Source organism: Thalassotalea ganghwensis (assembly GCF_053485795.1).
Genome location: NZ_JBQRUM010000017.1, coordinates 1 through 13,356, shown reverse-complemented (window position 1 = coordinate 13,356; position 13,356 = coordinate 1). Strand labels below are relative to the sequence as shown.

Sequence of the window (13,356 nt, the reverse complement as noted above, 5' to 3'; positions counted from 1 at the left end):
GATTTGTTAACATCGTATTTTACGACGATAAAATATAAAACCGCGACCAAGGGCCACGGTTTTATCTGTTGATTATCTATCCGTTTGATTTTTGCTTTTGCAAATTAAACGTTGCAGCAATAAAGCCTTCAAACAATGGGTGGCCATCTCGCGGAGTTGAATTAAACTCAGGATGGAACTGCCCTGCAATAAACCATGGATGATCAGGAATTTCGATAACCTCAACCAAAGATTTGTCGGTAGATAAACCAGAAAACACGAGGCCAGCTTCAGTTAATTGGTCTCGGTAGTTATTATTTACCTCATAACGGTGGCGGTGTCTTTCATAAATGGTTTCACTACCATATACGTCACACACCTTGGTACCTTTCACTAAATGGCACAATTGAGAACCCAAACGCATAGTGCCACCTAAATCAGAATTCTCACAGCGGTATTCTATTTTACCTTTCTCGTCTAACCATTCATTGATTAAACCAACAACAGGATAAGGCGTTTGACTATTAAATTCAGTACTATGAGCTCCCGCTAATCCCGCTACGTTGCGAGCATACTCAATTAGCGCTACTTGCATTCCTAAACAAATGCCTAAGTAAGGGATTTTATTTTCACGAGCGTACCGAGCTGCAATAATCTTACCTTCTACTCCACGCTCACCAAAACCACCAGGAACAAGAATAGCGTCAATATCTTTAAAGATTTCTGTGCCTTTCGATTCAACATCTTGTGAATCAATATATTTTATTTTAACGTTTACCTGATTCTTTAAACCGGCATGCTTTAACGCTTCATTTACCGACTTATAAGCATCTGGCAATTCGGTGTATTTGCCGACCATGCCAACTACGACTTCACCGACAGAATTTGCCTCTTGGTAAAGCACCTTTTCCCACTCACTTAAGTCGGCTTCTGGTAAATCGGTATAGCCAAAACGTTTACAAACAATCTCGTCAGTTCCTTGAGATTTCAAAATCGCTGGAATTTTATAAATACTATCAACATCACGCATCGCTACTACCGCACGTTCTTCAACGTTAGTAAATAAAGCGATCTTAGACTTTTCGTTTGCTGGAATAACCCCTTCACTGCGACATACCAGAATGTCAGGGAAAATACCGATAGAACGAAGTTCTTTAACAGAATGTTGTGTCGGCTTAGTTTTAATTTCACCTGAGGCCGCTAAATAAGGTACTAATGTAAGGTGCATAAACATTGCACGCTCTCGTCCTAATTCAGTGCCTAACTGGCGAATAGCTTCTAGGAATGGTTGTGATTCAATATCGCCAACCGTACCGCCAATTTCAACCATGGCGATATCGTAACCTTCAGCGCCTTCTATAACACGACGTTTAATGTCATTAGTGATATGAGGAATGACCTGAATGGTTGCACCTAAAAACTCACCTTTACGCTCGCGAGCAAGAATGTCTTGATAAATTCTACCCGTGGTAAAATTATTGCGTTTGGTCATTTTGGTGCGAATAAAGCGCTCATAATGCCCCAAATCTAGATCAGTCTCAGCGCCATCTTCGGTAACGAAAACTTCGCCGTGTTGAATTGGGCTCATTGTCCCTGGGTCTACATTAATATATGGGTCTAGCTTCAACATGGTTACCTTTAAACCACGTGCTTCAAGAATTGCCGCTAATGAAGCTGCAGCAATACCTTTACCAAGGGATGAAACAACGCCACCCGTTACAAAAATATATCTAGTTGTCATGTGATACCCAGAGTCAGGAAAAACAGAAATTTTGCACTAGCATTCGAAGCTTATTGATAAACGTTCAATACTAGCAGGACGGGAAAGTATTATACTCAAAAGCCGTGTTTTCGACAATAACGATCTTGCCTTCTCGTTAAAATATTATTTAGAAGGCTTGCAATAATAGGTCTGGGACCTTAGTTTATACCAATATTCATATATATTAAGCCTCTTAGCGAGGATTAAATATTTATGCAGATTGGTAATACTAGCTTATCTCTAAAAAGTTGGGAAGTTTCATGACTGATAAATTAACAGCTGTTTTAACCGCGATTGATGACCTTAATGCAAAAGATAGTAACTTGGTTGACGTTGAAGGTAAGAAACAGCCAAAAGAGCTTATCTATGGCCAAAGAATGTCGGCCTGTTTAAATCAGTATTGGCCAAACGCTGACGAACTATTACAAATAGCAGTTCGAGCTCAACATATTATGCGCTGGCATATAAAACGAGATGAGTTTCCTCAGGGTAAAAAGGGATACTTAGATTGGCGAAAAGCACTTGGTCAATTTCATGCTCAACAAGCAACTAAAATCATGCTAGCGCATGGTTATAGCCAAGAGCAAGCTAATATCACTGCGGCTATCATTCGAAAAGAACAACTTAAGAAAAACCCACAGACTCAAACCTTAGAAGATGTCGCTTGTCTTGTTTTTCTTGAACATTATTTTGCAGCTTTTGCAGCAAAACATAATGAAGATAAAATTATACGCATTCTTCAACTGACCTGGCGCAAGATGTCCGCGCAAGGACATAAAATTGCGTTATCCTTATCGCTACCTGAACATTTGAATAAACTCGTAACAAAAGCATTGAGCTAATTTACCAGGTTCATTGATGATTCAAAGCAGATAATTGCCAACCCCCCTTGCCTAGATGTTATTTAACCCAGATGTTATAAAGCTTAAATGTTACGCAAATAAAGTGATTTAATACCAACTCAAGGAGCGCTAACGTTGCCGTTTGACAGTGGCAAACGCGCAACAAAAACAAACGGCCAAGCCATCAGTAAAACAACCGTTGCTCTTAACCACCAACTATCCAACATGTAGCAAGAAAAACTCGCAGCAAGCACCATAGTAACCAGCGATAACACTTTCGCACGTTTAGGAATACTTCTAGATTGCTGCCAATGATAGATAATAGGGCCGAAAACTCGATTTTGCAGGAGCATTTTATGTAAACGTGGTGATGACTTAGCAAAACAAGCGGCAGCAACCAATAAAAATGGCGTTGTAGGCAATAGCGGTAACACCGCCCCTAACGCCGCTAATAATACAAAAAAAACGCCGGTTATTTTTAATAACATTGTTTTAAACACATCCCCTTCTAACGTTCTTCATTCCAATTGAATAACCAGGCGCCAGCACCTAAAAACATGACAGACATCCCTAACAAAATAAAGATGTGGTAGCCAAGCTCAGCAAGCGTTGCGCCTTCGGTGATTACAGCTCTGGCTGCCGCAACTAAGTGAGTTAGCGGCAAAAACTCCGCGACAAGTTTTAATATATCTGGTGCACCTTCCAGACTGAACCAGACACCAGAGAGGATCATCATCGGCCAGGTAGAAAAATTCAATAAGCCACCAATAAGTTCTTCACTTTTACTGCGGCTCGCAATTAATAAACCTAGCGAAATTAAACTAAACGCGCCAAGTAAACCGATAAGAAATAGGTCTACATAACTGCCAAGCATATAAAAATCAAAAAAGAAGTTACAACCTACGTAGACCAAGCTCGTTGTCGTCATCACTATCAATGCCCGCGAAAACAATTGAGCACTGACAAACTCAAGTGCCGTCAAAGGGGTTGCCTTTAGACGTTTCAGCACAGCGTTTTTTCTATAGCGCACAATCACATAGCCAACACCGAACAGGCAACTGAACATCATATTCATCCCTAACACCCCAGGAAGCACCCAATCGACATAACGGATCTTCTTCCCTGACACTTGTTCCATATCAAACGTTGGATGGGAAGCTTTAAGTATTTGTTCGGCTAAGTAACTTTGTGGTGATTCTGGATTCATCCAATAATGCTTTTGAGTAAAATCAATCACTAAATCAACAGCATGTTGCGACAATTTCGCTTGTGCTTTGTCGATAGTCTGATAATCAACAAAATCGATATATCGTGTTTCAATAAATTGACTATCAACCGACGATAAATTTATCACACCAATTTTATATTGTGCTTTGCCATCCCCTGAGAAAACTAAGGACATTGCCACAAGCAGCAATATCGGAAAGAGTAAACTCCAGCTTAATGATGATTTATCACGGAAAAACTCTATATTTCTAGCTTTTACTACTGCCCAAAAACGAGAAATGTTCATATTACTCCCTTAATGAATGTCCGGTAAGTTTTAAGAAAAGATCGTCCAAATTGGCTGATTTAACCTGCAAGTTATCTAAAGATACGCCACTTTCAATTAATGTTGCTAAGCACTTCTCAATGGACGATGTCGTAATTTCCACCATTTCTCCGTTTTCTTGCCAGTCAAAATTCGCTAACAATTCATCACTGATGCGTTTTTTAGGTAATAAAATAAAGACATCGCTAAAGTGGCGCTTCAAAAGTTCTCTCGGTGTTCCAGACTCTATCACTTTACCTTTATCCATAATGACAATGTCATCACACAAACGCTCAGCCTCATCCATGTAGTGGGTGGTTAAGACGATGGTTTTATTCCGCGCTTTTATATTTTCAATTAATTGCCAAAAATTTCGACGAGCTTGAGGATCGAGTCCCGTTGTCGGTTCATCGAGGAAGATTATATCGGGGTCATTTATCAAGGCTAAAGCTAATAATAGCCGTTGACGTTGCCCGCCAGACAATAAGCGATTATCCCGGTCAACAAATCCCTCGAGATCACAAAGTGCTATTAACGTTTCATGCGGCAAGCTTTGTTGATAAAAAGACGAAAACAGGTTTAGCGTTTCTTTAACTGTTAAAAAATCTTGTAATGCGGTGTGCTGGAATTGAATGCCGATATGTTGCGAGAAATCGTCATTAATCGGCTGACCTTGATAAAATACCTCACCTGAGCTCGGTTTTAGGATACCTTCAATTATTTCAATCGTGGTTGTTTTACCCGCGCCATTGGGTCCAAGCAAACCAAAACATCGTCCTTGTTTAATAGAAAAGCTAACATTATCTACCGCATTAAAGTTTTCAAAACGCTTAACTAACTGATTAACTTCGACTACTGAAGTTGGATGTTCATTCAAAACCAAACCCACCTAAATGATAATAATTCTTATTTACAAAAATATCGTTTTTACCTAAGATAACGTAAACCGAAAACAATAAAGGAGCTATGATGCCAGATTTTCAATCAATTACTATCGATAATCAAAAAGTACAGTTAGAGCTCTCTGCATCGCTACTTGATAAAATACTTGCTAGTGGTGTCATCAATGCAGCACAACTTAAATGCCTTAATACGCAAAGCAAACAAATACTATGGCACTCACTACTTAACAACAGTCTACTCGATTAACTCATCTGAGCTAATATCGAGTTTACGCTTTCTTTAAGGGCCAATTGAAGCGCTTTTTTTCCTGTATAACCAAAGTCATTTGCAATGCGCGCTGTGGTTTTTCGTTGCAATACTTTCGCAACTAATAAGTCGGTTTGATCGGCCAAATACGGATGAGTTATTAACACCGACAATAACCAGTTACTCAACGAAAAGGCACTCGGATCATACTGGTAATGCCCCAAGGCAAATTGTTTAACAATAAATTCATCTCTTTTGTTTAATCTGGTAATTGCCAAATGCTCTGCCAAGTGATGTCCTTGAGATAGTAAACAACTGACCAAATCGGTGGAAAGCTCTGCATATTGTTCGGCTAAGCAATACGGTAACTGTTGGTAAAATATTGTACTTAAATGAGTCACGTGATCGCGACCGAGATCACTGATCCCGTGCAGCATCAAACAGGAATGTTCACCACTGGCACTATCTCTATTAAAGCCAATACGAACAGGCATCATTTGTTGCTCACCCCAAAATGAAACCAGCTCATGATTAGCGCCAAAACTTGTTCCCAAAATATCGTACTGATTATGTTGACAAAAAGCTTTTATATACTGCAATAGTTGTCTTCCTAATCCTTTTTGCTGTAAAGACTCAACAACCGCAATCCGAACGATACGAAGGTAACGAAAATTAAATGCGCTTTGATCCGCGCAATACTTCATCAATGACTGCGGCAAAAACTGAGATTTTAATTGTTTTTGGGACGCGGTCATTAACGCGATATCGCGTTCACTTGCCTCTCCTTCTGTTAAACATAGTGACACGGCTATCGCAATATCTAATTGCCTATCAAAGGTCACAAACAATTTTACCTGCTCTTGAGCTAGCATTAACTTTACATCGCTCGGCGACGTTTGATAATGCGCTGTTACTAAAATTGCAACGATTTGATTTAATAGCTTTTCATCTAAAATCAGTTCTTTGGCATCAACCAACCGAATATCTGTATGCGCTATTGAGAATGTTTCGATATCTGATGCGGGGATTTCAGGTAAGGCGGCATTAAGCAAAAAAGTGTTAAAAATAAATCGTTCTAATGGATCATCTTCAGCCCAACGTATCGCTTGCTTAATATGGTATCGATTATAATCAGGCGCTATTGCCGAAAGCTTCTTAATAAACTTTAAGCTAAACCCTCGACCTGAACCTTCATAACCATGAACCGTTGAAGAAAATACGATTCGGCTATTTTGTTGCGCCAATCGCTCTAACAAATAGATTGGAATAGCAGCAGCTTCATCAACAAGTACTAAATGATTTTCAGGTTGCTCAGCGACCAGTTTATCAACTGGAACGAATTGAATAGAACTGTTAGCAATGTAAAAACTATCTTGTTGATAATAGCCTTGAGGATAGCTACTGATAAGTTGTTCAAAAAAGATCGCCAGAGCATTGCGATGTGGGGCAGTTACTATCAAACGTTTGTTAGTTAATAACATCACCTGCACTGCAGCAATAGCCAAGGCACTTGATTTTCCGCGTCCTCTATCTGCCGTTAATACCAAAGGGCGTCGGCGATGTCCTGAAACAACTTTTATTACCTGATTAACCGCCTCTGCTTGTTGCTGGTGAGCACATCCCAAACTATCGTTGTATGGAGTCTCAATATGTGATTTTTTTGGCTCAATTTTCACTTGCGCGAGCGTTTGACGATTAATAACGATAGTATCTTTATCTGCAATTATTTGTTGACAAAATCGCTGATAAAATGCGTTCTTCGCGCTGAAATAAGACATATCAGGACAAAGCCAAATCATTAATCCGCCTGCCGCCAGTGTGCCAGACAATGCTGCAAAAGCATCAGGATGAAAATGTTCATCGGCAAAAATAACAATATCGTACTCTTGCCCTAAAGCATGTTTGAAGTTTTCAATGCGTTTGACATTATTAACATTAATCGCAATACCATAGATTGCACTTCTAAGCGCTTCCTGCGACAAAAAATAACTAAGCTGCGCTATACTCCACTCAACGGCTTCCTCTAAGACAACTAACCTACGATGTCGAGCTTTTTTCTGCTCAGAGATCATTCGTTGCAAACAATCAGAAAATATCTGTTTATCAGGCATGAGAGATCGGCTTAAAATAAAAATATGAGTTATTCTAACAGGCTAACTGTTTAAGGAAAAAGGTTAAATTGGCTCGATTAGCGGAAAGATGCCCCTATTCTCTTGTCGCAAAATTATCCAAATTACTCAACAAATATTCAGTTGATACTATTTTGATAAATTTAATTTGAAAAAAAATGCAAACAAGCCTATGTTTCAGATTAAGTAAAGACTGTTTTGTGGTGGGTTAAGAGAATGACGTATGACTCAATAGACGATTTAGATAACGACATGACTGGCGATCAAGATGCTGATTTTGAAGAAAGCACATCAAGTGTAGATTCAGCAAAGGTAAGAAAACGCATTGACGACTTATTAGAACGAAAAAGACTTAAAGAGCTCTTAGACGATACTGATGATTGGGATATTTAACCGATAAATCTTATCCGCGATTTAATTCGATATTTTTATATTTCATTGTTTCTATTTATTGATAGAATACGCGCAATCTTTTCTTAAAGACATACAATAATGACTTTCCTTGAAAAAATACGTTGCTTACTAACATTTGGTCAGGGCGTAGCGTTGCCCTTACCAAATTTAGATGAACACTCAGAGCCCTTTTCACTTTTTCAGCAATGGTTTAATGATGCTCAGCAAGCCGGTATTTTATTGCCTGAAGCAATGTCCGTGTCTAGTGTAAGTCATGAGGGAAAACCTAGCTGCCGAATGGTGCTGTTGAAGGAGTTTGATGAGCAAGGTTTTGTTTTTTATACCAATTATGGTAGCCGAAAGAGCAAAGATCTTGAGCAAAACCCCAATATTGCGTTGCTTTTTCATTGGAACGTTTTGCAACGTCAGGTTCGTATAGAAGGTGTGGTAGAAAAAGTACCTTTAGCGCAATCTCAACGTTACTTTGACAGTAGAGATAGAGGAAGCCAAATTGGCGCATGGGCTTCACACCAAAGCGAAGAATTATCAGGTGACGAATTAAAGCAACGCGTTAAACATTTTGAACAAAAATTTTCTGGTAAACCAGTTCCTTTGCCAGAGTTTTGGGGAGGATGGAAAATAAAGCCAGCATACATAGAGTTCTGGCAAGGACGCGCTAGTCGCTTGCATGACCGTGTGTGTTTCCAGCAACAACCTGACCAATCATGGCATAAATTCAAACTTAACCCTTAATCGTATTATCGCTAACAGCTAAGTTGATACATTAAAGTCGACCACAGAGAAAATGTAATAATATAGTTAATTTCGTTTGCTTGGCCTTAGCTTCATGATAAGGTAGTTATCTGGTTATCGAATTGAATTTTACTTTGAAATCAATTACTTTATTCATCGCTATACTCTATTGTCAGTTTTCATTTGCTAAGCAAATCTTGGTGGGAATAGAACCATTTCCACCCATGTTTGACGAAAATGGCCAAGGGCTTGGCTATCAATTACTTTCATCAGCTGCTCAACAATCAAGCCTACAATTAACCTATCAAAATATGACCTACGCTCGGGCTAAAAAAGAACTCGAGAATCATCGTGTCGATATTATTGGTTTGGTGCCAAAAGGGCTAGAGACTGAGAGTTTTTACCGATACGCGGCAGAACTTGATTGGGCCTTTGATACCAATCTTGATATCTACAGCTACAATCCGCTTTACTTGAATCTTGATAAGGTTCCCGATAACAGTATTGGTACTTTACTAGGCAATGCAACATTTTTCGCTAACATCCTTAATATCCCCGAACGTAAATTTATTGAAGTCGCATCGTTACCTCAACTGGCTAAAATGTTAGCTAAGCGCAGAGTTAAGGCCGCCGTCTTTGAACGAGTTGCGATGATGAGTAAGCTATCAGAAGTGATTCAAGCGCCAATACATTATCGTCGCTTGATAGGTATTCCAGCGACACTAGCTGTCGCCAACAATCAACGGGGTCTCGCGTTAAAAGAGCAGCTTGATAGCATATTAACCACAAACAAAGTGGCCTTTGATTATCTGCAGCATCGTTATAATAAATTGCCAGAAAAGGGGGTTATGCAACCCTAACTCCGTTTTAATACAACAAAAAAACGCTACCTAAAAAGATAGCGTTCTTGCAATTACAGGAAAGCTTTAAGGGCCCACTAAAGCAAGCAAGATACCCGCTGCCACCGCAGAGCCGAGCACGCCTGCGACATTTGGCCCCATTGCATGCATTAAAAGAAAGTTATGAGGATTAGCTTCTAAACCGACCTTGTTAGCAACACGCGCTGCCATAGGCACTGCTGATACGCCTGCCGCTCCAATGAGCGGGTTGACCGGTTCATTACTCAGTTTATTCATTAGTTTTGCCATCAACACCCCAGAAGCAGTTCCAATTGAAAACGCGACAGCCCCTAAAGCGAGGATCCCCAAGGTTTCAACGTTTAAAAACGCTTCTGCACTCAACTTGGAGCCGACGCCTAAACCTAAAAAAATCGTAACGATATTGATCAATTCATTTTGTGCCGTTGAACTTAAACGATCTACAACGCCACATTCGCGCATTAAGTTACCTAAGCAAAACATGCCAACGAGCGGTGTGGCTGCTGGCAAGAAGAAAATTGTCATTAACAGCACACCTAAAGGAAAAACAACCTTTTCTATTTTGGTTACGTGACGTAACTGTGCCATTTCAATTTTACGCTCTTGTTCAGTGGTTAAAGCTCTCATGATAGGTGGTTGAATGATGGGTACCAACGCCATATAAGAGTAGGCAGCCACCGCGATAGCGCCTAACAATTCAGGGGCAAGCTTAGACGCCAAAAATATTGCAGTAGGTCCATCGGCTCCGCCAATAATGGCTATCGCTGATGCATCCTGCAATGAAAACTCAAAACCTGGTATCGCATTTAACGCAATTGCACCAAACAATGTTGCGAAAATACCAAACTGAGCAGCAGCTCCAAGAAAGAGTGTTTTAGGGTTAGCAATTAAAGCGCCAAAATCAGTCATTGCACCGACGCCCATAAATATCAATAGTGGGAATATTCCCGTATCGATACCTGCGTAATAAATATAATGCAATAAGCCGCCAACTTCAGAAAACCCAGCAACGGGAATATTGGTCAATATCGCGCCAAACCCCATCGGTAATAGTAGTAATGGCTCAAAGTTTTTAGCAATAGCTAAAAACAGCAAACCAGCACCAACTAACATCATGATAACTTGGCCAAGTTCGAAATTGGCAAGCCCTGTAGATAACCACAAGGTATTTAACTGCTCCATATGATTATCCTACGCTAAACTCAACAAAACATTACCAACAGAAACAGAGTCGCCTTCTCTAACATGAAGCGAAACAATTTGACCCCCTGAGACCGCTCGCACTTCCGTTTCCATTTTCATTGCTTCCATAATGATAACGACATCACCGGCTTCAACGTGATCGCCTTCAGCAACGAGCACTTTAAAAATATTGCCCGCTAGAGGCGCATTTAACGTTTCTTCTGCACTGATTGCAGCGCTTTGTTTCACTTCTGCATCCGCTGCTGAAGTCACTGAAGAAATACTGCCACCAGGACCGACAACCACTTCGAAAACCTGACCATCGACACTAACAGAATAGCTCTCCGTTGACACACTAGCTGAACTGGCTTGCGCTGATTGCTTAATCGCGCCTTTTGTCGGTTTGGGCTCGAAAGCTTCAGGGTTGTTACGATTTTCTAGAAACTTAAGTCCAATCTGTGGAAATAACGCATAAGTAAGCACATCGTCTATTTTATCTTCTGCTAAGTTTATCGCTTTCTCTTTCGCTAAATTTTCAAGCTCTGCAGTGAGTTTATCTAATTCAGGCGACAGTAAATCTGCTGGACGACAAGTAATTGGTTCTTTTCCTTCCAACACGCGCTCTTGAAGCGATTTATTAACAGGAGAAGCCGTAGCACCATATTCTCCTTTAAGCACTCCCGCCGTTTCTTTGGTAATCGACTTATAACGTTCGCCAGTTAATACATTCAGTACCGATTGAGTACCGACTATTTGTGATGTTGGTGTTACCAGCGGAATATTACCTAAGTCTTCACGAACGCGAGGGATCTCTTGAAGCACCTCATCAAACTTGTCAGAAGCGCCTTGCTCTTTTAATTGGTTTTCCATATTGGTTAACATGCCACCTGGCACTTGGGCTAATAAAATTCGGGCATCAACCCCTTTCAAGCTGCCTTCAAATTGGGCATATTTTTCACGAACATCTCTGAAATAAGCCGCAACTTCGGCAAGCTTTTCCATGTCTAAACCCGTATCTCGCTCAGTGCCTTGGGCTATCGAAACTATCGTTTCTGTGGGTGAATGTCCATAAGTCTGGCTCATTGACGAAATAGAGGTGTCAATGACATCAATATCTGCGTCAATGGCTTTCATGTGGGTTGCAACACTTAAACCAGTCGTTGCATGACAATGTAAGGCCAGCGGTAAAGATACCGTCTCTTTTAAGCGCGAAATGAGTTCTTGAGCATCATACGGTTTCAATAAACCAGACATATCTTTAATACAAAGCGAATGCGCCCCCATATCTTCTAACTGCTTAGCCATGGTTAGCCAACCCTCTAAGGTATGAACCGGGCTTTCTGTATAACTTAATGTTCCTTGCGCGTGCGCACCAACTTTGACGGTTGCCTTGATAGCCGTTTGCAAGTTTCTAACATCATTCATGGCATCGAATATTCTAAAGACGTCTACCCCATTAATATGAGCTCGCTCGACAAACTTTTCGACAACATCATCGGCATAGTGACGATAGCCCAAAATATTCTGGCCACGAAAAAGCATTTGTTGTTTTGTCTTAGGCATCGCTTTTTTCAATGCTCGAATACGCTCCCACGGATCCTCACCTAAATAACGTATACAACTATCAAAGGTTGCACCTCCCCAAGATTCAATAGACCAAAAACCTACTTCATCCAACAAAGGGGCAATCGGTAACATGTCTTCTAATCGAAGCCGAGTTGCCAATAAAGATTGATGTCCATCTCTCAATACAACTTCGGTAATTCCTAGTGGCTTAGCCATTATGATGCTCCTATGATTTATTATGCTTTTGACGATGTTGACTCACGGCAGCGGATATCGCAGCAACAACCTTAGGCGAAACCCCTTTATCAGATTTATTCGCTGACGTTACTTTGCGTGCTTTAGCGGGTACAACGATAGGATCTGGGTATGCCACAGATAACCGAACTAAGACCTGATTAATAAATACAACCAGTAAACCTAGAAAAACAAAAACAAATGCCATTCCAGCTAACATTAAAATACCAGCATCGACAAACTGCTGCATTAGCTCACCCATGATGTCCCCTACCTGAAAATTTTATTAAATTAGAATAATCACTCCAATAACCTAAAAGCAACTGATATTTATACGTTTCATAAAAATATTTTTTGGTCAACCTTAAAGCACAACAAAAACGACTAAATATTCTTTTTTTTCCATATTTTATTCTATTTCTAACTCCTGATTGAATATTATATACAACAAAGAGTGCTATAAATAAAAAGCTTAAGGATGATTTTTATTAATTGGGCTTAACACCATTTTGTATAAATACTTAAAACCCACATCAAAAAATAGATAGCTATACGGCTTCGCGCTCTTCTTAACCATATACAACTTTTGGCTGTTAACAAGTTTTGCTTAAATATGTTAAATCAATGCCCGAGTGAGTTATAAGTTAACTTTTGGCTCTTCGTCACGCAATATTAGCTGGATAAGAGTAAACACGAAAATTCGCGCTTAACCACCACTAAGGTGTTTATTTTATAATAGCGAAACTTTAAGGGATTGTTTCTGGAAGAGCGAACAGCAGAACGATTAGGAGTAATACCAATAAAATACAGACGAAAAAAAACCAGCCTATGGCTTAATGCCGATCAGTTAAGAAATATTTAATGATCCATTGACCGATCAACTGGTTAGTTTATAAAGGCTTCTGAATTTATTCAGGAGCCTTTTCTTTTGCAATTAACAACAGCACTTTCTCTTGCC

Annotated in this window: 13 protein-coding genes; 5 read left to right on the top strand and 8 right to left on the bottom strand. The window is 40.0% G+C overall.

What is annotated here, in order from left to right; genetic code table 11:
• Positions 1-76 precede the first annotated feature (76 nt).
• Positions 77-1,720: a CTP synthase gene (gene pyrG, locus ACSLUH_RS15480; protein ID WP_448568615.1), complete on the bottom strand. Its 1,644-nt coding sequence runs from the start codon at positions 1,718-1,720 to the stop codon at positions 77-79.
• Positions 1,721-2,001: 281 nt separating this feature from the next.
• On the opposite strand from pyrG, the gene ACSLUH_RS15475 reads away from it, so the two are divergent.
• Complete coding sequence (locus ACSLUH_RS15475) at positions 2,002-2,583, top strand: DUF4202 domain-containing protein (RefSeq protein WP_448568613.1); 582 nt, start codon at positions 2,002-2,004, stop codon at positions 2,581-2,583.
• A 119-nt stretch (positions 2,584-2,702) separates the two neighbouring features.
• Here ACSLUH_RS15475 and ACSLUH_RS15470 read toward each other — a convergent pair whose 3' ends face one another.
• The 3 genes from ACSLUH_RS15470 to ACSLUH_RS15460 are packed head-to-tail and all read right to left on the bottom strand — an operon-like array spanning position 2,703 to position 4,991.
• A complete protein-coding gene (locus ACSLUH_RS15470; protein WP_448568611.1) occupies positions 2,703-3,071 on the bottom strand; it encodes a YbaN family protein in 369 nt (122 codons plus the stop codon).
• 20 nt (positions 3,072-3,091) lie between these two features.
• On the bottom strand, positions 3,092-4,096 hold the full coding sequence (locus tag ACSLUH_RS15465; protein WP_448568609.1) for an ABC transporter permease: 1,005 nt from the start codon (positions 4,094-4,096) through the stop codon (positions 3,092-3,094).
• Between the two features lies 1 nt (position 4,097).
• The gene (locus tag ACSLUH_RS15460) at positions 4,098-4,991 is read right to left on the bottom strand and encodes an ABC transporter ATP-binding protein (RefSeq protein ID WP_448568608.1); all 894 of its coding nucleotides are present in this window, start codon (positions 4,989-4,991) and stop codon (positions 4,098-4,100) included.
• A gap of 89 nt (positions 4,992-5,080) precedes the next feature.
• On the opposite strand from ACSLUH_RS15460, the gene ACSLUH_RS15455 reads away from it, so the two are divergent.
• Positions 5,081-5,263: a hypothetical protein gene (locus tag ACSLUH_RS15455; RefSeq protein WP_448568606.1), complete on the top strand. Its 183-nt coding sequence runs from the start codon at positions 5,081-5,083 to the stop codon at positions 5,261-5,263.
• Here the strand turns inward: ACSLUH_RS15455 and ACSLUH_RS15450 are convergent.
• Entirely contained in the window at positions 5,260-7,374 is a 2,115-nt protein-coding gene (locus tag ACSLUH_RS15450; RefSeq protein ID WP_448568604.1) for a tRNA(Met) cytidine acetyltransferase TmcA domain-containing protein, read from the bottom strand. The genes ACSLUH_RS15455 and ACSLUH_RS15450 overlap by 4 nt on opposite strands.
• 234 nt (positions 7,375-7,608) lie before the next feature.
• Here ACSLUH_RS15450 and ACSLUH_RS15445 point away from each other — a divergent pair, with 234 nt between their 5' ends.
• The 3 genes from ACSLUH_RS15445 (at position 7,609) to ACSLUH_RS15435 (ending at position 9,398) form a co-directional block, all read left to right on the top strand.
• Positions 7,609-7,785: a PA3496 family putative envelope integrity protein gene (locus ACSLUH_RS15445; RefSeq protein ID WP_448568602.1), complete on the top strand. Its 177-nt coding sequence runs from the start codon at positions 7,609-7,611 to the stop codon at positions 7,783-7,785.
• A gap of 99 nt (positions 7,786-7,884) precedes the next feature.
• Positions 7,885-8,538, top strand: coding sequence for a pyridoxamine 5'-phosphate oxidase (gene pdxH, locus ACSLUH_RS15440; RefSeq protein ID WP_448568600.1), 654 nt, complete (start codon positions 7,885-7,887; stop codon positions 8,536-8,538).
• Positions 8,539-8,672: 134 nt separating this feature from the next.
• A complete protein-coding gene (locus tag ACSLUH_RS15435; RefSeq protein WP_448568598.1) occupies positions 8,673-9,398 on the top strand; it encodes a transporter substrate-binding domain-containing protein in 726 nt (241 codons plus the stop codon).
• A 66-nt stretch (positions 9,399-9,464) separates the two neighbouring features.
• Here the strand turns inward: ACSLUH_RS15435 and ACSLUH_RS15430 are convergent, their stop codons facing one another.
• The 3 genes from ACSLUH_RS15430 to ACSLUH_RS15420 are packed head-to-tail and all read right to left on the bottom strand — an operon-like array spanning position 9,465 to position 12,660.
• Complete coding sequence (locus tag ACSLUH_RS15430) at positions 9,465-10,598, bottom strand: sodium ion-translocating decarboxylase subunit beta (RefSeq protein ID WP_448568596.1); 1,134 nt, start codon at positions 10,596-10,598, stop codon at positions 9,465-9,467.
• A 9-nt stretch (positions 10,599-10,607) separates the two neighbouring features.
• Positions 10,608-12,380, bottom strand: a complete 1,773-nt coding sequence (oadA, locus tag ACSLUH_RS15425) for a sodium-extruding oxaloacetate decarboxylase subunit alpha (RefSeq protein ID WP_448568594.1) — start codon at positions 12,378-12,380, stop codon at positions 10,608-10,610.
• Between the two features lie 10 nt (positions 12,381-12,390).
• Positions 12,391-12,660 (bottom strand): OadG family transporter subunit, encoded by a 270-nt coding sequence (locus tag ACSLUH_RS15420; protein ID WP_448568592.1) that lies wholly within the window; start codon positions 12,658-12,660, stop codon positions 12,391-12,393.
• Positions 12,661-13,356 lie beyond the last annotated feature (696 nt).